Source organism: Sorangiineae bacterium MSr11954 (assembly GCA_037157815.1).
In the GTDB taxonomy this organism is placed as follows: domain Bacteria; phylum Myxococcota_A; class Polyangia; order Polyangiales; family Polyangiaceae; genus Pendulispora; species Pendulispora albinea.
On record CP089984.1, the window covers coordinates 8646024 to 8665581 of the forward strand.

Sequence of the window (19558 nt, forward strand, 5' to 3'; positions counted from 1 at the left end):
GCGATGCAGGCTTCAGCACCCTTCCATATTGTCTTTGGTCTTTCACTTGACGCAAGCAGGATATGGCCAAAGATCGTTTCCAAAACGATGCCTACGACCTACACCGATCTACTCGCAGACGTTAAGAAGAAGACCAAAGAGGTATCGCTCGACGAGCTCAAGAGGCGTCTCGAGGCGGGGGAGAAGATCACGCTCCTCGACGTGCGTGAGAAAGAAGAGAACCGAGCCGGCTACATCCCGGGCTCGGTGTCGATTCCACGCGGGTTCCTCGAGATGCAGGTCGAGTCGAAGATCCCGGACAAGTCCGCCAAAATCGTCGCCTATTGCGCGGGCGGCACCCGCTCGGCGCTGGCCGCCGCCACCTTGGCGGAGCTCGGCTACACCAACGTGGAGACGGCGATGCCCGGCTTCGTTCGTTGGAAGGACCTGGGCTACCCCATGGAAACCCCGCCGCAGCTCACCGACGCGCAGCGCGATCGGTACTCGCGGCACATCCTCCTGCCGGAGGTGGGTGAGGTCGGACAGGCGCGCCTCTTACAGAGCAAGGTGCTGCTCCTTGGCGCCGGCGGGCTTGGCTCCCCGGCCGCGCTCTACTTGGCCGCCGCCGGCGTGGGCACCTTGGGCATCGTCGACGCGGACACCGTCGATGCGTCCAACCTGCAGCGCCAGATCCTGCACGCCACCAGCCGCCTGGGGATCCCGAAGGTCGCGAGCGCCGCCAAGGCCATCGCCGACATCAACCCCGACGTCAAAGTGATCGGCCACGAAGAGCGCCTCACCAGCGCCAACGTCGATCGCCTCTTTCGCGACTACGACGTGGTGGTCGACGGCACGGACAACTTCCCCACGCGCTACCTGGTGAACGACGCCAGCGTATGGCTCGGCAAGCCCGTGGTTCACGGCTCCATCTTCCGCTTCGATGGCCAAGTGACAACGTTCCTCCCGCCGAAGGCCGCCGCCAAGTTCGGGCGCGATCCCGGCCCTTGCTACCGTTGCTTGTACCCGGAGCCGCCCCCGCCGCACCTCGCCCCGAGCTGCCAGGAAGCGGGCGTGCTCGGGATTTTGTGCGGCATCGTCGGCACCTTGCAGGCCACGGAAGCCATCAAGCTCTTGCTCGGCAAGGGCGACGTGCTGGCCGGCCGCTTGGTCACCTACGACAGCCTGAAAATGCAGTTCCGCGAGCTCAAGCTCCGCAAGGATCCGGATTGCCCGGTGTGCGGGAAGAGCCCGACCATCACGAGCTACATCGACTACGAAGGCTTCTGCGCCATCGGCGTTTAGTCCCAACCGTACACGCGCACGATCCCCGTGACACTCCGGCCCTTGGCCGTCGTGGCTCTCTTCGAGCCCCTCGGACGCGTGCCCGCTCTCCTCTCGACGACGGAGATCGGGCACCGGAAGGGAAACGGGTACGGGTACTACCCTCACAGCTACCGCTGGTAGCGAAGCCCCTCGGACTTCTTTTCCGAGCTCGGAGCCGCAGGCTTCGACGGCGCCGCCGGAGCATCGTCGTCGTCGTCGATTTTGCCCTCGCCCATGTGGGTCGTGTGCTCGTCCGCGGGCAGCGGAGGGAACAGCCGATCCAGCTTGGCGAGCGCGTCCTCCACGGTGACGGCGGATTCGTCGGATGGCGGCGGTGTGTTGGGCGAGGCAGGCGACGATGCGGCGGGCGGCGGCCACGCGGAAACGTAGCGGGGGGACTCGCCGGGGCCGCTGGCATCGATCCAGGTGACGTGACCCGTCCCCGGCTCGCGCACGTCGATGTGGATGAAGGAGCTGTTCGGGTAGTAGCCGCACCCCGTGTCGGGCAGGGTCTTGCAGTACGCGATCAACGCTTCGTTCGAGACCCCATCGATGCGCATATCGAGCGCGCGGCCGGTGGCGTGGTAGCTGCCCGCGCTGGCCGGGCGGTAGCCGGAGATCAGCTGCAAGCGCGCGTGCTTGCCCTTCGAAAAGTGGTCGACGACCGACTGAATGCGCTCCACCAGCTTGGCATCGATACGGCGGATGCCCGGCGCCAGCTTGTTGCCCTTGACCTTCGCCAGATCGCTGGGGTCGACGCCCGGCTTGGCCGCGCTCCCCGGGCGCGACAGAACGGAGAGACGCTCCACCGCAAGGTGCGCGACGCTGCCATCGCAACGGGTCAGCGGAAATGTGTCTTCCTCGGCGAAGTGCACGATGGTCACCGCGTCGCGAAAGCACGGCGGCTTCGCCTTGTCCTTCGAAGCTTTCAAACCCGGCAGCGCGCCCTTGGCCGGACGCTCCTCCAAGGTGCGCTCCGGCACCATGCCGCCCGAACGCGCGCGCCCGGCCGTCTTGCCGTGCGGGGCATGGGCCGGCGCGGGCCTCGCGCCGGATGCGGGCTTTGCCCCGGTCGAGGGCGTCGAAGGCGACGCGGCGGCGCTCTCCGTGTGCCGGTTGGCGGCGGGCGCGCTCTTTTGCGCGGAGGCGGGGGCCGCCGCCGATTTGACCGCGGTCGCCGGCGCCGGCGCCGTTGCAGGAGAGGCCGCGGGGCTCGAGGGCGATGCGGCAAGGGCGTCGCCAAACGACGCGAGGCTGAGAGCAGTAACCGTACCGAGCGCGAACAAAGCCTTCATGATGACGTCTCCAACGCGCACGCAGGTGGCGCGCAACACACACATGCACTTACCCACGTCTTTGGGCCAAGAAAATGGCAAAGTGACGCCCACCCCATGGCATCCCCTACGCTGACGCGCACCGAGTTCGAGGCCGCCCTCCAAGCGCTCCGGGCCGACTATGCCGCGCGCCAAGGCAATGTGGCGTGCATCGGCTGCGAGCGGTGCATCCGGTGCTCCGAGTCGATGTTCTGCGTCGAGAGCGAGGGCTTGGTGCGCTGCCAGTACTGCACGCAATCGGCGGACTGCACCGACTGCGCGCACTGCACCCGGTCCGTCGCCTGCCTTCGCTGCACCCACTGCGACGACTGCGAGCGCTGCACCGGCAGCGCCTACCTCGTCAAATCCATTGGCTGCACCGAGTGCACCTACTGCTACGGGTGCGTCGGGCTCACCAAGAAAGACTTTCACATCCTCAACCAGCCTTACGATCGGCAAACCTACTTCGCGATCGTGGCAGCCCTCGGGTAGAGCATGCGCGCCGTCATTCAACGGGTATCGTCCGCACGGGTCGAGGTGGACGGGGAGATCACGGGGGCCATCGAACGCGGGCTGCTCGTCTATCTGGGCGTGGGGATCGGCGATGGCCCAAAGGACCGCGCCTACCTCCTCGACAAGATCCTGAACGCGCGCATCTTCGAGAACCTCGAGGGCAAGTTCGACCGCAGCGTGCTCGACGTCGGCGGTGAGCTCCTGGTGGTGAGCCAGTTCACCCTCTACGGCGACCTTCGCCGCGGCCGCCGTCCCAGCTTCGACGGCGCCCTCCGGCCCGAGGAGGCCGAGGCCATGTACGAGGCGTTCGTGCACGAGGCGCGCGCACGCGGCGTCGGCGTGGCCACCGGCCGCTTTCGCGCGCACATGCACGTGTCGAGCGTCAACGACGGCCCCGTCACCCTCTGGCTCGACACCGCCAAGGCCGCGGACTAGCGCTCAGCGCGATCGCGTCTGCCCCGAGTGCGCGGCCGCCGGCTCGGACGGCGCGGCGGAGTCGATGACGGCGGGCTTGGGAATGACCGCCGATTCATCGGAGACCATCGGCGCCTCGCCCGTCTCCTCGGAGGAGGGCATCTCCTCGGGCGTGCGGAGCTTGTAGCCGGTGCCGCGCAAGGTCTCGAGCGGCAGCGCATCGCCGAGCTTCGCGCGCAGCCTCCGCACGTGGATGTCGACGGTGCGGGCGCCGCCTTCGTAGCGCACGCCCCAAACCCGCGCGAGCAAGGTCTCGCGGCCGAACACGCGCCCGCGGTTGGCGGAGAAGAACGCGAGCAGCGCGTACTCCTTGGCCGTCAAAACCACCCGGCGCCCATCGAGTGAAACCTCGTGGGCGGCGCGATCGAGCACGATGCTTCCAATCTTGATGCGCTCCTCGTTGGCAAACTCGCTTCGCTGCCACTCGAGCTGGCGGATGCGCGCATAGAGCTCGGCCGGCCGATACGGCAGCACGATGAAGTCATCGAAGCCGCTCGACGGCTCGATGCGCGCCACCTGCCGCTCGGGGATCGCCAGAATGGAGGGCGTCTCCTCCAGCCGGGCCTCGCGGCGCGCGGCGCGCAGGGCGCTCACGGCGAAGTCCGGGCGATCGCCGGCCTCGATCACGATCGCGCGAAATGCCGACTCGCTGTCGCAGACGGAGGAAAAGTCGTCCCAAAAATCGAGAGTGCGCACCCGCGCACCCAGCTGCCGGAGATGGGACGCAGCCCCATCCTCCGAGTCGTGCTCTCGTCCGTGCCCCACCACAAGCACATATTTGGAAACAGACATCTCTTATTCTTCGATAGCGCGATGCAGCGCGTCAGTCGAGAGACCCGGCGCCTCTTTTGCAGGTCTTATTGCGTTTCAAATGGCGTCCCCGCCCGAATTTCGTTGACCGCATGAGAAAGCGTAACCCGTGTCGTAGTGCGGCCGTACTCTTCCTACAGTCACCACAGGACGGTTACGCCCGGATGTCCTCTCGAAAGCCGCTCTCTCGCCCGTCCACCCTCTTCGCAAGACCGGTTCGGCTTTTTACGCCCAGCGCCTCGCTCGCGCCCATCGCGTCCGCCGCGTCCATCGCGTTGCTGGCAACCGCCCTCGGGCTTTTTGCCCCGGCCTGCGCACACGATCCGGCCCCACCTTCGCGGCTCATTTACGTGGCCATCCCTCCGCCGCCGGATCCCGTGGAGGTCAGCGGAAGCGCGCCTTCACCCCGCTATGTGTGGGTTACCGGCCGCTACGACTGGAATGGAGTCGAGTACGTCTGGATACCCGGCCAATGGGAACCTCGTCCGCACGAGCGGGCGGTTTGGGTTTCCGGAAGGTGGATGCGCACCCGCTATGGGTGGGTTTGGGTCGAAGGACATTGGAGTTGACGGAAACACGCCGGAAACATCTCTGTAAGGCCGCGCGGCCCAAAACGTTTTTCACGATGAGCGCGATCGCCCGAGGGGGCGACGCGAACTCCAAAGGAGACGTCCATCGTGAATACCCGGCTTACTATCTTCGCCATTCGACGGCTCGCGACCACGGCAGGGGCGCTGGTCGCCTTCGCATCCGCGGGTTGTGCCCAACACGAGCAGCCCGCCGATGAGAAATTCGGAAAGGTTGGCATCGTCGCCAGCGCGGTGACCCCGCGCGAGTCGATCACGTCGCTCGTCATCGCGTCTGGAACGGCGACCGCCAACCTGTCCTACGACAGCGGCAAAGGGAAGTACACGGGGGCCATCGTGCTCCCCGTCGGGCAGCAAACCATCACCGCCAAGGCCTACGCCGGCGCGCAGCAGGTGGGCTTCGGCACGGCCAACGTGATCATCGAAGCCAACAAGACCGCGACCCTGAGCTTGCGGATGCTCGATACGACCGGCGCGCAGCCGCACGTGGACGCTGGACCGTACATCGTTGCGATTTCATCGTCCTCCACGGAGCCCGTCACCGGTCAGCCCATCACCCTCACCGCGAACGCGCTGGACGCCGAGGGCGACACCCTGAGCTACGCGTGGACCTCGGACTGCGGGGGGACCTTCGGATCGGCGTCGGCCGCGATCACCACGTGGCAAACCGCGGCGACCGGCCCGTGCAAGATCACGGCGACCGTCACCTCCAAGGATCTCACCGACGCCGAATCGTTGGACCTCGTCGTCTTCGAGCCGAACGCCGCCAAAGGCGCGGCCGCCGTCGACGTGGACTACGTCCCGAACCCCATCGTGACCTCGATCTACCTCAACAGCACGCCACCGTGCAGCGTCGCGACCTACAGTTTCAACTCGATGTGCCCTGCGCCCGTCGCGAAGGCGCCGTTTTACGTCGGCATCGGCCTCGTGACCTATACGGGCCACACCGTCTCCCTCACGGATGACTGCGGGGGCACGGTGGAGGAGCAATCCCTCGGCTACTACCAGTATCAACCCGGCACGGGCCTCTGCACGCTCACCGCGAAGGTGACCGACGCCTACGGCCTCTCCTCGTCCCTCTCGGCCTCGGTCTACGTCAAGCAGCCCTGACGTAGACTCGAGACCGGCGCCCTCAGACCTTGGTGCCCCCCACCGTGATGGCCGAGATCTTCACGGTGGGGCACCCCACACCCACGGGCACGCTCTGCCCGTCCTTGCCGCACGTCCAGATGCCGTCGGAGACGCCCACGTCGTTGCCGAGCATGCTCACCTTGCGCAGGACGTCGGGGCCGTTGCCGATCAAGTTCACGCCCTTGAGCGGCGCCGTGATCTTGCCGTCTTCGACGAGGTAGCTCTCGGTCAGCGAGAAGACGAAGTCGCCGTTGGAGATATCGACTTGTCCGCCGCCGAACTTCTTGGCGAACACCCCGCGCTTGACGGTCTTGAGGATCTCGTCGGGGTGGTGCTCGCCGGCGAGCAGCAGGGTGTTGGTCATGCGCGGCATCGGCGCGCACGCGAAGCTCTCGCGGCGGCCGTTGCCGCTGGGGGTGAGCTTGAAGTGCTTGGCGCTCAGGCGATCGTGCATGTAGCCCACCAGCTTGCCCCGCTCGATCAAGAGCGAGGAGCGCGGCTCGTTGCCCTCGTCGTCGACATTGATCGAGCCGCGCGACTGCAGGAGGGTCGCGTCGTCGACCACCGTGCATAGCTCGCTCGCCACCATCTGGCCCACCTGGCCCGAGTAGTTGCTCGTGCCCTTGCGGTTGAAGTCCGCCTCCAGGCCGTGGCCCACCGCCTCGTGCAGCAAGATGCCGCTGTCGCCGGGGGCCAGCACCACCTCCATGGTCCCGGCGGGGGCCTCCACCGCGTCCAGCATACGGACGGCTTGCGTGGCCGCCTCGCGCGCGTGCCACTCGGGGCTCTTTCCATCGAAGTAGCCCAGGGTGGTGCGACCGCCTCCGCCGGAGGAGGCCTCTTGCCGCTTCTGGTCACGTTCGGCCACCACCCGCACGCCGAAGCGGAACAGGGGCTGCGTGTCGCGGGCCATCTTGCCGTCGCTGGTCACGATGAGCAGCTCGCGAATCTCCTCCGCCAAGCTCGCCTCGACCTTGATGATGTGCTTATCGAAAGCATGGGCTGCCGCCGCCGCGCGCTCCAGGAGCTTGCGCTTGTCCAGGCCGGGCACGTCCAGGGTCACCCGGTCCAGCTCGTAGCGTGCGGGGAGCGCGAGCGATCGCAGCGCCACTGGAACCTGGCTGCCGCCGCCCGTTGCAATCTGAGCCGCCGTTTCGGCCGCGCGCTTCATCGCGTCCCAGTCGAACTGTTCGACATAGGCGTAGCCGGTGGAGTCGCCCTTCTGCACACGCACGCCCAGGCCCATGGTGACCCCGCGCGACGCGCTCTTCAGGATGCCTTCGTCGAAAAGAAGCCCTCCGCCGGCGCGGTACTCGAAGAACAAATCGGCGTAGTCGCCTCCGGCAGCCAACGCGATCGACAGCAGCCGCTCAGCGAGCTGGACGTCGATTTCGTTCGAACCACCGGGCGCAAAGGGTGCTTTGTAGAGGGAGGATTGGGTCGGCATGGGAAGATTGGAACATATAGACCTCCTTGAGGGCGCGTCGAGTAGAGTCGGCGGCTAACCCATGACGTTCACCCTCGCGCTCGCGCTCGTCGCGCTGCATCTTTTTGCCAACCTGCTCTGGATCGGCTCGATTTCCGTCGTGGGGTGGCTGGTGGTGACCGCCTCCGGCCCCGCGAGGCGCCCGGCTCCGTCCGAGGGCGCCTTGGAGCTGGCCTTGACGACCGACACCCGCGCATCCGCATCCCAACTCGCGAGGGTGATTTACCTACGCTTCGCGATGCCGGCCTTCGTCCTCAGCTTCCTCTTCGGATTGGGACGGGTGGCCATGGATCCAGCTGCGTACATTCACATGCATTGGTTCCACGCCAAGCTTACCGCCGCCTTCGGTGTCATTGGGATCCACCATGTGATCGGGGCCCGTGCCAAGCGACTTGCTGCGGGAAGTATGCAAGTTCGCGGAACAAGCGCTATTCTTTTTGGTGCTCTCCTTGCGTGCGTCGTGCTGACTTGCCTCTTCGTCATCTTCAGGAATGAACTCATTGGCTGATTCGGAACAAGTGAGGAGTGCGTTCATCCGTGCCGATTGACCGCGAATCGGTGCTCCAGACCGCTCAGAAGTACGCCGAGAAGAAGAAGTACGATCGGGCGATCCTCGAGTACCAAAAGATCATCCAGGTGGATCCGAGCGACGCGCGGACCCTCCTGAAGATGGGCGACCTGCAAGTCAAAATGGGCGCCTACGCGGACTCCATTGCGACGTACGAGCGGGTCGGCCGGCATTACGTCAGCCTGGAATTTTTCGTCAAGGCGGTCTGGGTCTACAAGCAGATCGGGGAGATCCTGCACAAGCACGTCCCGCATCTCGAGGATCGGTACGCGCACATCGGGCCGAAGCTCGCGGAGCTCTATCAGAACCTGGGGCTCACCAGCGACGCGCTGGCCACCTTGGACGAGGTGGCCACCCGGCTGCAAAAGCAGCAGCGGGACACGGAGGCGATCGAGGTCTTCAAGAAGACCATCGAGCTCGACCCAAACAACCCGATCCCGCACCTGCGGCTGGCCGAAGCGCTGTCCCGGGCGCGCGATCCCGAGGCGGCGGCCGCCGTGTTTGGCACCGCGGCATCGCTCCTCATCAAGCGCGGGCGACCGGCCGATGCCCTGAAGGTGCTCGAGCGGCTGCTGCACCACAAACAAGATCCGCAGCAGGCCAAGGTCGCGGCCGAGCTCTATCTCCAGCGCGAGACCCCCAACGACGGCCTGCAGGCGCTGGCCAAGCTGCAGATTTGCTTCCAGGCGAACCCCAAGGATCTCGACACCCTCGCCTTGCTCGCCCGCGCCTTCGTGGTGATCGGCCAGGCGGACAAGGGCATCGAGGTCCGCAAGGAGATGGCGCGCATCGCGCGCGAGCAAAACAAGCCGGACCTCTTTCGCCGTCTGGTCGAAGAGCTCTCCCGCGCCGCACCGGACGACGAGCAAGTGCGCCAGTTCGCGGCGAGCTTGCCCGCCATCGGCGGCGGTCCTCCCGCGGCGAGCGACCGACCGGCGGCGCGCGAGCCGGGTCCCGCGGCGGCGGCGCCGCACGAGCTGCCAGGGCGCGCCGCGCATTTGCCGCGCGTGTCGGGGCCGATCATCGAGTCGGTGGAGATCGACGAAGAGCTGCTGGAGGACGAGCACGTCCTCGAGGCCGAGGCCTCGCACGACGACGTGCCGCACTCGTTCGACGTGCCCAGCCGGCTCTCGGTCACCGGGCGCACGTCGCACACGGAGCGGATCAACGCGTCGCCGTACGCCGAGGAGGACGACGACTACCCCGAGATGAGCGTCGAGGAGGCCGACGATCTCCTCGTCCCCGCCAACGAAGAGGCCATCGGCGAGCTGCTCGAGGAGGCCGCCTCGCTGCGGCGCCGGCGCATGTACACGTCGGCCATCGAGTCGCTGCGCATCGGGCTGGAGCTCGACGCCAACTCCATCGAGCTGCGCCAGGCGCTGCGCGACGTCCTCATCGAGGCGGGGCGCATCGACGACGCCGTCGACGAGGCGTTCGCCCTCGCGTCCTTGCAGCTCGATCGGCTCGACGGCGAGGGCGCCGCGCGCTCGCTGAGCGAAATTCTGGCCTTCGACCCCGGCAACGAGCGGGCGTTCGACATGCTGCGCGAGCTCGGCTACGAGGCGCCGCTCTCCGCGTTCCCGGACACGCGCCGCTCGCCCGATTCATCGTCGCCGCCGCCATCGTCCGAGAGGGCCTCGTCGGAGCGGGCCGTCCCCGAGGAGCAGCACGCGCGGCGCGCGTCGTTCGACGATCTGGGGGATCTGTACGATCCCGACGCGCCGCTGCCCACCTACGAGCTCGACGAGCTGGGCACCGGCGACATCGAGGCCTCGATGTTCACCGAGGAGACCTTGCCGCGCGGCAGCCTGCCCTTCGATCGGCGCGCGCAGATCCCCACGCCCACCGCGGTGCAAGGCGATCCGACCCTCGGGCGGCGCGCGAAGCTGGGCGAGCTCGCCATCGACGATCCGTTCGGCTCCTCGGAGCTGCCGCTCCCGGAGTTTCCGCTGGAGGCCCTGGGCTACGACGGGCAGAGGAACACCGCACCGCTCGACCCGACGTCGCGCGACACGTACGCGGATTCGCCGCCCGAGGGCGAGGCCGAGCTCGAGCTCACCTCGCGGCAGTCGATCTCCTCGCGGCCGGTGATCGAGCTGGAGGACGCGCTCGAAGAGGCCGACTTCTTCGCCTCGCGCGGCCTCTACGGCGATGCGCGCGCGGTGCTCCGCGAGCAGCTCTCGCGCACGCCGAACCATCCGCTGCTCCAGGAGCGCATCCAAGAGCTCGAGCACCAAGAGCGCGGCGGCTCGGCGCAGGCGTCGGGCACGCGCGTGGTGCCGGCCAGCGTGGACGAGCGCAGCTTCGACGTGGCGGCGTCGCTCGACGCGCTGGAGAACCTCGAGGAGGTCACCGGGCCCATCGACCTGAGCTCGTTCGGACAGGTCGACGTCGAGGAGGTGTTCGCCAAGTTCAAGGAGGGCGTGGGCAAGCACGTCAGCGTGGACGAGGCGGACATTCATTACGATCTCGGCATTGCCTACAAGGAGATCGGCAAGGTGGACGACGCCCTGCGCGAGTTCCAGCTGGCGGCCGCGCAAGGCGGCGCGCGCGCGTGCGTGTGCGAGTCGCTCATCGGCCAGATCCACATGGAGCGCGGCGCGCTGGTGGCGGCCATCGAGGCGTTCCTGCGCGGGCTCCAGGTGCCCACGCGCACGACCGAGCAAGAGACGATGCTCTCCTACGAGCTCGGCACCGCCTACGAGCAGAAGAACCTCTTCAAAGAGGCGCTCGGCGCCTACCAGCGCGTGGCGCGCCACAACCCCAACTACCGCGACGCGCTGGAGCGCGTTCGCAGGCTCTCCAAGTACGAGCCACCGAGAACGTCCTCGCGCGCCGTTGCGGTCGGCGCCGAGGACGACGAGTTCGACCGCGCCTTCGACGAAATCATTGGAGACGGGAAACTACCTTGATTTGCCGCTTGTGGAGAGGTTGGACGACGAAGGAGAACGCCGACGCGTACGAGCGCATCGTGCGCGGCGAGGTGATCCCGGGCATCGAGGCGCGCCGCATTCCGGGCTTCCTCTCGATCGATCTGGTGCGGCGCGAGCGCCACACCGACCAGGGGACCGACGTCGAGTTCATGACGTTGATGTGGTTCGACGCGCTCTCCTCCGTGAAGAAGTTCATGGGCGAGGACTACGACGTGGCGCACGTGCCGGCGGCGGCGCGCGCGGTGCTGTCGAGCTTCGACGCCCGCTCCGCCCACTACGAGGTGCTCGATCGCCGCGAGCAGCGGCACGACGCCGCGGCCACCGTGAGCAACGATCCGCCGAAATGAGCGCGGCCGGCGGCGCGGGGACGCGTTCGGCGTCGCCTTCGTCGAGCCTCACGGCGCGCCAGATGTCGGCGGCGCTCGACACCATCGCGCGCTTCGTCGATGGCCGCGACCATCTGGCGGTCACGCGGGTGTCGCTCGATGGCGATCCGTTCGCGGTCCTGGTGTCCACGATCATCTCGCTGCGGACGCGCGACGAGGTCACGGACATGGTCACCCCGCGGCTGCTCGCCGAGGCCCCCGACGCGAAGACCATGGGGGAGACCTCGCCCGAGCGCATCGCGGAGCTGATCTACCCCGCCGGCTTTTACCGCACCAAGGCGCGCACCTTGCGCGATCTGGCGCGCACGCTCCTGGACGAGCACGGGGGTGAGGTTCCCGATACGTTGGAGGGGCTCTTGGCGCTGCGCGGCGTGGGCCGCAAGACGGCCAACTTGGTGCTGACCATGGGGCACCGCAAGCCGGGGATCTGCGTCGACATCCACGTGCACCGCATCTCGAACCGACTCGGGTTCGTGCGCACGAAGACCCCCGACGAGACGGAGCGCGTCTTGCGCGAGCGCCTGCCGCGGCGCTGGTGGATCCCCATCAACGACACCTTGGTGAGCTTCGGGCGCCTTCACTGCACGCCGCTGTCGCCGCATTGTTCGAGCTGCCCGGTCGCGGGCGTCTGCCGCCGCATCGGCGTGGGGCGAAGCCGTTAGCGCGTTGCGCGAGCGCGGCGCACGACCGACGTTACGCGAGCGCCGCGGCGCACGACCGACGTTGCGCGAGCGCCGCGCGCGACCGACGTTACGCGAGCGCCGCGATGAGGCGCGCGACGAAGGGGTTCGCGCGCAAGCCGGGCGAGAGCTCGGCGATGGCCTGCGCGCGCGGACGGTCGCCGCCGAAGATGGCCGCGTAGGCCTTCGACAGGGCGGCGATGGTGGCGTCGTCGAGGCCGCGGCGCTCCAGGCCGATGCGGTTCAGCGCGCGCACGCGGGCGCGATCGCCTTGCACCACCACGAAGGGGGGCACGTCGCGCTCGCACATGGCGCCGGCGGCGACGAAGGCGCTCTCGCCCACCTTGACGAACTGCGCGACGCCGCTCAATCCACCGAAGGTCGCATAGTCGCCGACCTTGGCGTGGCCGGCGAGCTGCACCCCGTTGGCCAAGGTGATGTGCGAGCCCAGCACCGTATCGTGCGCGGCGTGCGCGCCGGCCATGAGCAAATTGTGGTGCCCGATCACGGTGGCGCGGCCCCCGGTTCCACGGTGCACGGTGACGTGCTCGCGAAAGACGTTGGCGTCGCCCACCTCGAGCGATCCGGGCGCGCCCGCATGGCGCTTGTCCTGCGCGACGCAGCCCAGAACGGCGAAGGGAAAGATCACGTTGCCTTCGCCCAGGCGGGTGGGGCCCTCCACGATGGCGTGCGATGCGAGCCGCGTCCTCGGACCGAGGTGCACCCCCTTGCCCACCACGGCGTAAGGCCCGAGCTCGACCTCGTCCTCGAGGGTAGCCTCGGGGTGAACGATTGCCGTGGGGTGAACGTTGGTGCTCATTCGCCTTCTCGATTGCGATACAGCCAAGCGAGCCCCCGCAGCCATCGCATGCGCGCCACCGCAGGATAGCCTGCCACGACCTCGCCCGCAGCCACATCCCCGATCACACCGCTCTTTGCCGCGATGCGCGCGCCGTCGCCCACCTTCACATGATCGGCGATCCCGGCCTGCCCGCCGACGAGAACGCCGCGCCCCAAGGTGACCGATCCCGCGAACCCCGCTTGCGCCGCCACGATGCACCCCTCGCCGATCACGCAGTTGTGGCCCACGTGCACGTGCGCATCGATCTTGGTGCCGCGGCGAACCACGGTGGGCGACAGGGTGCCCGCGTCCACCGTGGACAAGGGCCCGATGGAAACGTCGTCTTCGATGACCACGCCCCCGAGCTGGGGCACGGCCACGAGCTGCGCATCCGGGCCCGTCGCCCAGCCAAAGCCGGGGTGGCCGAGGACGGCGTGCGCCCCCACCTTCACGTTTTTTCCAAGGACCACGCCGGGATGCAACACGGCGTGGGGGCCGATGGACGAGCCCTCCCCGATGACCGGCGGAGGAAGTTGCAGAACACACATACCTAGGACTTGGGCCATCGCCCAGGTGGCGTGCGCGTGCACCCAACAGGCTTCGCCCGCGCTCGGCGCCGGCAGCCGCGATGCGAGGGACGCATCGATCAAGAGCGCCGCGCCGCGCTGGCGAGCGGCCAGCGCTTCGCCCAAGCGCGAAGAACGCAAAACCGGCGCGAGGGCGCCGGCGCTTGCACCCTCGGGGGGTGCGATCGAGGTGATCGCTGCGTCGATCGGCACCTGGCCACCCCAGCGAGCGGCCAGCACGGACAACGGGATCTCTGGAAGGGCGAGGAGCACGGGAGAACTCGGCGGGTGCTCAGCGAAGCTCGGAGAAGCTCAGACGGGCCCAGAAGAAGGACCAAGAAGCCCGAGCGCTCGGAGCGCGCGCCGTAGCCGAGCTACTTCTTCGGAGCAGCCGGGGCGGCCGGCTTGGCAGCGCCACCGCCACCGCCGTTGTATTGCTGGATGACGCGATCGGTCAGATCGAGATCCGAGCGCATGTACGCGGCGGCCTGCTTGTGCACCACGATGTCGAAGCCCTCGGCGGCGGCGATGCGCTTGACGATGGCCATCAGCTTCTCGGCGATGGGCTCGGTAAGCTCCTTCTGCTTCTTCTCGAGGTCCTTGTTGTACTCGACGAAGACCGACTGCAGCTCCACCATCGCCTTCTGCCAGTCCTCGACGCGCTTCTGGAAGGCCTCCTTGGAGAGCACCTTCTGCTGCTTCTCGAGCTCCTCGCGCTGCTTCTGCAGGTCCGCCTGCTTCTTGTTCAGCTCTTGCTGCTTTGCATCGAAGATCTTTTTCAAGGAGGCCTGTGCGCGAAGGCCATCCTCGGTCTGCATGACCGCGCGCTCGACGTCGATCACGGCGACCTTCATCTCCGCGCGAGCGCCGAAGCCCAGAAGGAACAAACTGGCCGCGAGCAATGCCGCGAAGATTCGAGGATACAATTTCATGGGAAACTCGCGTACCCAATGGCAAGCAAGAGGTCAAGGCGGCATCGTCAGCCGATGTGCAATCTCCTGAGCTCCGCCGCCGACCCCTCGCCTTGGCGACCGGGGGCGTGTACCCGCGTACGGGGTGAGGCGTAAACGGCGGGCTACACTGGGACCGGCAAGATCGTCGTACAATGGTCACTGTGGGCGGGAAAAAGTCGTATCATTTCTCGAGAAATTCAACCGGGGGGAACCCTTGGCGAGATGGCACGGGCCGTGGATACTATGGGGGTGTGCCCGACTCTGCGCCGGGGCACAGTCGTAACTTTGGCCCGCCGGAGGTCCCGCGCCATCGCACGGGCCCCCCCTCGCCTACGAGAGCTCGGGAGGCACCGTCGAAAATGGATCGTCGTGGTTGGCATGCACTGGGTCGGTTGTCGGGTGTCTCGTCGTTCGTGGCGTTGATCGGCTCCGTGCTTTGGGCCGGCTGCTCCGACGAGGACCGCTACTACTGTGATTCCACGGGCTGTTACCAGTGCAGCGGCTACGGCTGCACCCCGGCGCCGACCAAAGACGGCGGCAGCGGCCCGAGCCCCTTGGACGGCGGCTCGTCGCGGGTCGATGCGGGCAAGTCGGACAGCGGCACCAAGCCCGGACCGCAGTGTCGCTACAGCAGCGAGTGCCCGGCCGACAAGTCCTGCGTGAACGGCCAGTGCGTGCCGACGTGCAGCGAAACCAAGCCGTGCTCCCCCGGAAACAAATGCGTCACCGGCGTCTGCCAGCCGGATCCGGGACAGCCCCAGTGCCGCGTCGACAGCGAGTGCAGCAACGCCGCCCCCAAGTGCGTGAACGGCCAGTGCGTGCCCGCGTGCACCGAGGACAAGGACTGCCCCGAGGGCAAGTACTGCAACCCCGACGGCGCCTGCGTCCCCGATACGCGGCCCAAGCCGAATTGCTCGCCGACCGACACCTCGGCGTGCAACGCCAACCAGACGTGCCTCGATGGCTATTGCAAGTACCGCTGCGATTCGGACGCGTACTGCAAGCGCATCGACGCGCGCATCGGCTGGTGCGCCTCCGACGGCGTTTGCCGCACGCAGAACGAAGCGCACCCGCAGTGCACGCGCGGCGATCAGTGCAAGGCGCCGCAGCTCTGCATCGACAACGTGTGCCGGTAACGGCGCGATCCAGGATCGGCTGATCCAGCTCTCGCTCGAGCCCGGGCGCTCCAGGTAACGGTACGGTTACGTCGCGATTCGTACGCGAGCCATTGCGATCGATCACAGATTCGATCGCATGGCGCCATCTGTCATGAGACACGGCACCATCCACCGCGGCGGCGATGCATTCGACCGCCGAGCGAGGGCTCATGACACAACGGAACGTTTCGAGGCGATTGCTCCTCCGGGGGGCCGCAAGCGCCGCGGCGCTGGGCGCGCTCCACTGGACACCTGCGTTTCGAATCGCCGTCGCCAGCGCGGCTTCGACGATCGCGGCGCCACCGAATGCGCTGCAGGGCATCTCCATTTACCAACAGGCATTTCGAAACTGGTCCGGGGAGATCGCGCTCGACGGACTCTGGACGGCCGCGCCATCGTCGCCGGACGACGTGGTGGCGCTCGCGAACTGGGCGCATGAAAACGGCTGGCAGCTGCGCCCGCGCGGGCATGGCCACAACTGGTCACCGCTGGTGGTGCCCCCGGGCACACGCGCCAACGTGCTTCTGGTGGACACCACGCAGCACCTCACGGCCGTCACCGTGCACAAAGGGGCGCCGGCTTCCGTCACCGCGCAAGCCGGCGTGAGCATGGAGTCGCTCCTGCAGATCTTGGAGGACGCGGGCTACGGCGTCACCGCGTGCCCTGCGCCGGGCGATCTCACGTTGGGCGGCGTGCTGGCCATCGATGGCCATGGCACCGCCATACCGGCGCGCGGCGAACGGCTGACGCCGGGCCATACGTTCGGGTCCATCAGCAACTTGGTGATCGCGCTCACGGCGGTGGTGTGGAACGAGGGCGCGAACCGCTACGAGCTCAAGACGTTCCACCGCTCCGATCCGGAGATCGGCGCGTTCCTGGTGCACTTGGGGCGCGCGTTCATCACGGAGGCGGTGCTCCGCGTGGGCGAGAACAAGCGACTGCGCTGCCAGAGCAGCTACGCCATCCTGGCCGACGATATGTTCGCGCCGCCCTCCAAGGCCGGACCGCACGCGTTCGCGAACTTGGTCGAGGGCTCGGGCAGGGTCGAGGCCATCTGGTTCCCGTTCACGCCCGCGCCATGGCTCAAGGTTTGGTCGGTCGCGCCCGCGAGGCCCTGGAGCTCGCGCGAGGTGTGCCACCCCTTCAACTATCCCTTCTCCGACTCGCTCCCGCAGCCGGTGTCCGATCTGATTTCGAAGGTCACGCGCGGGGCCAGCGAGCTCACCCCCGTGTTCGAGAACGCGCAGATGGGGCTGGTGGCCGCGGGGCTCATCGCCACCGCCAGCTTGGACATCTGGGGCTGGTCGAAGGACGTGATGCTCTACGTGCGGCCCACCACCTTGCGGGTGACCGCCAACGGGTATGCGATCCTCACCAACCGCCGCAACATCCAACGCGTGGTGAGCGACTTCTACGCGTACTACAAGAAGGCGCTGCGCACGTACCAGGAGAAGTGCCGCTACCCGATGAACGGTCCGCTCGAGATCCGGGTGACCGGCTTGGACGACCCCGCCGACGCGCTGGTGCCCGGCGCCGTCGCCCCGAGGCTCTCGGCGGTGCGCCCGCGCCGCGATCACCCGGAGTGGGACGTGGCGGTGTGGCTCGACATCCTCACGCTCTCCGGCACCGCGCACGCGCAGCCGTTCTATCGGGAGACCGAGGCGTGGATTTTATCGAACTACACGGGCTCGTACGCGGCCGTGAGGCCCGAGTGGTCCAAGGGCTGGGGCTACGACGGCAAGTCCGCCTGGTCCGATCCCACCATCCTCGGCACGACCATCCCCAACGCATACCGCGCGGGACAGCCGGCCGATGAAAACTGGGACGCGGCCATCGCCACCCTCGACGCGTACGATCCCCACCGAGTCTTCACCAACACCTTCCTGGATCGGCTGCTCGTTTGACGGAGGTCAGGCCTTGTTGCGCTCGGCCCAGTGGGCGCGCGCCCAGATCATCGCCTCGGCGAGCGTGTCCACGAAGATGTAGGGATAGAGCGGCTTGGCCTGCCAGAACACCGCGATCATGGCGCTGTGCATCTGGGGCTGCTCGTTTGACGGAGGTCAGGCCTTGTTGCGCTCGGCCCAGTGGGCGCGCGCCCAGGTCATCGCCTCGGCGAGCGTGTCCACGAAGATGTAGGGATAGAGCGGCTTGGCCTGCCAGAACACCGCGATCATGGCGCTGTGCATCTGGGGCGAGCACACGTAGGCCTCGCCCACGCAGAAGCGCTTGTAGAGGTGCTCCATCTTCGACTGATGGTCGGCGATCAAGGCGCGCTTGAGGGCGTCGGGGATCTCGCCGCGCGTCTGATCCACGATTTGGAGGAAGGGCTGCCTGCGGAAGAGAACGCGGCTCTCCACCTCGTGAAGGTGGTCTGCGAGCTCCCGCAGGCTCGGCTTGCCGCCGTACGTGATCACCACGATCGGCCAGCGCGTCACATCGACCGTGAGAATCGTTTCGCTTCCCCGCTCGCTGCGTTCTTCGTTCGCAATCCGACGATCGCGATGCCCTGGCATCCCCCGAACTCCTCGATGATTGGTGCGCTCGACTCAACCTGACTCTTCGATGTTGAATCGTCAACCTCGGGCGTTCATTCTCTTGCCGCGGAGGCGCCGCAGGCCGCGTCGGTCTTTTCGACCTGGACGGTCACATACTCGCACGAAAACTCCTCCCGCAGCTTCTTGCTCAATCGGGTGGCCAGCTCGGGATCGCCATCGTCCGAGCGCACATGAACGATGATGGCGTCGTGACCGGCGCCGAGCGTCCAGACGTGCATGTCGTGCACCTCGCGCACCCCCGGGAAGTTGCGGACGATGGCCCGAACCGCCGCCACCGGAAGATGAACCGGCGCCGACTCGAGCAAGACCAAGGTCGCATCGCGCAGGAGGCCCAGCGCACCCAGGACGAGAATGAGCGCAACGAGGAAGCTCGCCAGAGCATCGATGGCCGGCGGCCCACCCGCCCGAATCGCCACCGCCGCGATCAACGCCGCCAGCGATCCCAGAGCGTCCCCCAACAGGTGCAGCCGCGCCCCACGCAGATTCAGCCCATGACCTCCCCCGCCCTTGCGCTTTTCTTGCGCGGGTTGCGCGTGCGCCGTGTGTCCATGTGCGTGGTCGCCGTGCTCGTGCGCGTGGTGCTCGTGCGCATGATCGGGATGCTCGTGCGCGTGGTGATCCTGCGCATGCCCATGGCCATGCTCGTGGTGATGGTGCCCGTGGCCGTGCCCGTGGTGATGGTGCCCGTGGCCGTGCCCATGGTGCCCGATCACATCGTGGAGCAACCAGGCGCTGAGCCCATTGACGGCGAGGGCCCCCACCGACACCAGCAGCATGATGGTCGCCGCGGGCGGCTCGCCTTGGCCGCGTAGCTGCTCGATGGCGTCTTGGACGATTTCCACGGTGGCTGCCAGGACGAGCAGCGCATTGAAAATGGCGGCCACCGGCTCCGCGCGGCGAAGGCCGAAGGTAAAGCGCGGGGTCGGACGGCGCACGGCGAGCTTCATCGCCACGAGGCTCATGGAGAGCGCCAGAACGTCCATGAGCAGATGCAGCGCGTCCGCCTTGAGCACTTGGCTCCGCGCCGCGATGGCGCCCGCCAGCTCGAAGATGAAGAAGACCCCGATGAGGCCAAGGACCAGGCCAAGCCGACGCGCCTGACGCGCCTCCGCCTTCGTAAAGGTCGACCGCGACCGGGTCCCCGTCGACGACTCCGCCGCGTGCGACGAATCCGCCGCGGCATCGGCCCGCTCGGCCGGCACGTGCGCGGACGCCTCGCCCGATGCTGGCCCGCTCTCCTCCGGCCCGTGGTGATGATGAGAAAGGGACACAGGGTGGGAAGATGAGTGATGCGGCATCGGTC

At 67.4% G+C, this 19558-nt stretch carries 19 protein-coding genes; 11 read left to right on the forward strand and 8 right to left on the reverse strand.

The window, feature by feature from the left end:
* Positions 1-87 precede the first annotated feature (87 nt).
* Positions 88-1281: a molybdopterin-synthase adenylyltransferase MoeB gene (gene moeB / locus LZC94_33620; protein ID WXB12777.1), complete on the forward strand. Its 1194-nt coding sequence runs from the start codon at positions 88-90 to the stop codon at positions 1279-1281.
* 149 nt (positions 1282-1430) lie between these two features.
* Here the strand turns inward: moeB and LZC94_33625 are convergent, their stop codons facing one another.
* Complete coding sequence (locus tag LZC94_33625; protein WXB12778.1) at positions 1431-2597, reverse strand: DUF882 domain-containing protein; 1167 nt, start codon at positions 2595-2597, stop codon at positions 1431-1433.
* A gap of 96 nt (positions 2598-2693) precedes the next feature.
* Between LZC94_33625 and LZC94_33630 the strand changes: the two genes are divergently transcribed.
* Together LZC94_33630 and dtd are read left to right on the forward strand one after the other, a co-directional pair.
* Complete coding sequence (locus LZC94_33630) at positions 2694-3107, forward strand: hypothetical protein (protein ID WXB12779.1); 414 nt, start codon at positions 2694-2696, stop codon at positions 3105-3107.
* Between the two features lie 3 nt (positions 3108-3110).
* On the forward strand, positions 3111-3563 hold the full coding sequence (gene dtd / locus LZC94_33635; GenBank protein WXB12780.1) for a D-aminoacyl-tRNA deacylase: 453 nt from the start codon (positions 3111-3113) through the stop codon (positions 3561-3563).
* Between the two features lie 3 nt (positions 3564-3566).
* Here the strand turns inward: dtd and LZC94_33640 are convergent, their stop codons facing one another.
* A complete protein-coding gene (locus LZC94_33640; GenBank protein ID WXB12781.1) occupies positions 3567-4394 on the reverse strand; it encodes a response regulator transcription factor in 828 nt (275 codons plus the stop codon).
* 182 nt (positions 4395-4576) lie between these two features.
* Here LZC94_33640 and LZC94_33645 point away from each other — a divergent pair, with 182 nt between their 5' ends.
* Together LZC94_33645 and LZC94_33650 are read left to right on the forward strand one after the other, a co-directional pair.
* Positions 4577-4981 carry a hypothetical protein gene (locus LZC94_33645; protein WXB12782.1) on the forward strand — a complete coding sequence of 135 codons (405 nt, stop codon included), beginning with the start codon at positions 4577-4579 and terminating at the stop codon, positions 4979-4981.
* Between the two features lie 108 nt (positions 4982-5089).
* On the forward strand, positions 5090-6109 hold the full coding sequence (locus LZC94_33650; GenBank protein ID WXB12783.1) for a hypothetical protein: 1020 nt from the start codon (positions 5090-5092) through the stop codon (positions 6107-6109).
* A 22-nt stretch (positions 6110-6131) separates the two neighbouring features.
* Here the strand turns inward: LZC94_33650 and LZC94_33655 are convergent, their stop codons facing one another.
* A complete protein-coding gene (locus LZC94_33655; GenBank protein WXB12784.1) occupies positions 6132-7577 on the reverse strand; it encodes a metallopeptidase TldD-related protein in 1446 nt (481 codons plus the stop codon).
* Between the two features lie 61 nt (positions 7578-7638).
* On the opposite strand from LZC94_33655, the gene LZC94_33660 reads away from it, so the two are divergent.
* Genes LZC94_33660 through LZC94_33675 form a run of 4 tightly spaced genes read left to right on the forward strand, consistent with a single transcriptional unit; the run spans position 7639 to position 12165 of the window.
* Complete coding sequence (locus LZC94_33660; GenBank protein ID WXB12785.1) at positions 7639-8124, forward strand: CopD family protein; 486 nt, start codon at positions 7639-7641, stop codon at positions 8122-8124.
* A gap of 29 nt (positions 8125-8153) precedes the next feature.
* On the forward strand, positions 8154-11096 hold the full coding sequence (locus LZC94_33665) for a tetratricopeptide repeat protein (GenBank protein WXB12786.1): 2943 nt from the start codon (positions 8154-8156) through the stop codon (positions 11094-11096).
* Positions 11093-11464 carry a hypothetical protein gene (locus LZC94_33670; protein ID WXB12787.1) on the forward strand — a complete coding sequence of 124 codons (372 nt, stop codon included), beginning with the start codon at positions 11093-11095 and terminating at the stop codon, positions 11462-11464. The genes LZC94_33665 and LZC94_33670 overlap by 4 nt, the downstream gene beginning before the upstream one ends.
* The gene (locus LZC94_33675) at positions 11461-12165 is read left to right on the forward strand and encodes an endonuclease III (GenBank protein WXB12788.1); all 705 of its coding nucleotides are present in this window, start codon (positions 11461-11463) and stop codon (positions 12163-12165) included. The genes LZC94_33670 and LZC94_33675 overlap by 4 nt, the downstream gene beginning before the upstream one ends.
* 88 nt (positions 12166-12253) lie before the next feature.
* Here LZC94_33675 and lpxA read toward each other — a convergent pair whose 3' ends face one another.
* From lpxA to LZC94_33690, 3 genes are all read right to left on the reverse strand, one after another.
* Positions 12254-13003, reverse strand: a complete 750-nt coding sequence (lpxA, locus tag LZC94_33680; protein WXB12789.1) for an acyl-ACP--UDP-N-acetylglucosamine O-acyltransferase — start codon at positions 13001-13003, stop codon at positions 12254-12256.
* Positions 13000-13863 carry a hypothetical protein gene (locus tag LZC94_33685; GenBank protein WXB12790.1) on the reverse strand — a complete coding sequence of 288 codons (864 nt, stop codon included), beginning with the start codon at positions 13861-13863 and terminating at the stop codon, positions 13000-13002. The genes lpxA and LZC94_33685 overlap by 4 nt, the downstream gene beginning before the upstream one ends.
* Positions 13864-13964: 101 nt before the next feature.
* A complete protein-coding gene (locus LZC94_33690; GenBank protein WXB12791.1) occupies positions 13965-14522 on the reverse strand; it encodes an OmpH family outer membrane protein in 558 nt (185 codons plus the stop codon).
* A 380-nt stretch (positions 14523-14902) separates the two neighbouring features.
* Between LZC94_33690 and LZC94_33695 the strand changes: the two genes are divergently transcribed.
* Together LZC94_33695 and LZC94_33700 are read left to right on the forward strand one after the other, a co-directional pair.
* Complete coding sequence (locus LZC94_33695; protein WXB12792.1) at positions 14903-15679, forward strand: hypothetical protein; 777 nt, start codon at positions 14903-14905, stop codon at positions 15677-15679.
* A 191-nt stretch (positions 15680-15870) separates the two neighbouring features.
* Positions 15871-17604, forward strand: coding sequence for an FAD-binding protein (locus LZC94_33700; protein ID WXB12793.1), 1734 nt, complete (start codon positions 15871-15873; stop codon positions 17602-17604).
* A 156-nt stretch (positions 17605-17760) separates the two neighbouring features.
* On the opposite strand, the gene LZC94_33705 is transcribed toward LZC94_33700, so the two are convergent.
* Together LZC94_33705 and LZC94_33710 are read right to left on the reverse strand one after the other, a co-directional pair.
* Positions 17761-18135: a hypothetical protein gene (locus LZC94_33705; GenBank protein ID WXB12794.1), complete on the reverse strand. Its 375-nt coding sequence runs from the start codon at positions 18133-18135 to the stop codon at positions 17761-17763.
* 152 nt (positions 18136-18287) lie between these two features.
* Positions 18288-19526, reverse strand: a complete 1239-nt coding sequence (locus LZC94_33710) for a cation diffusion facilitator family transporter (GenBank protein WXB12795.1) — start codon at positions 19524-19526, stop codon at positions 18288-18290.
* Positions 19527-19558: the final 32 nt, after the last annotated feature.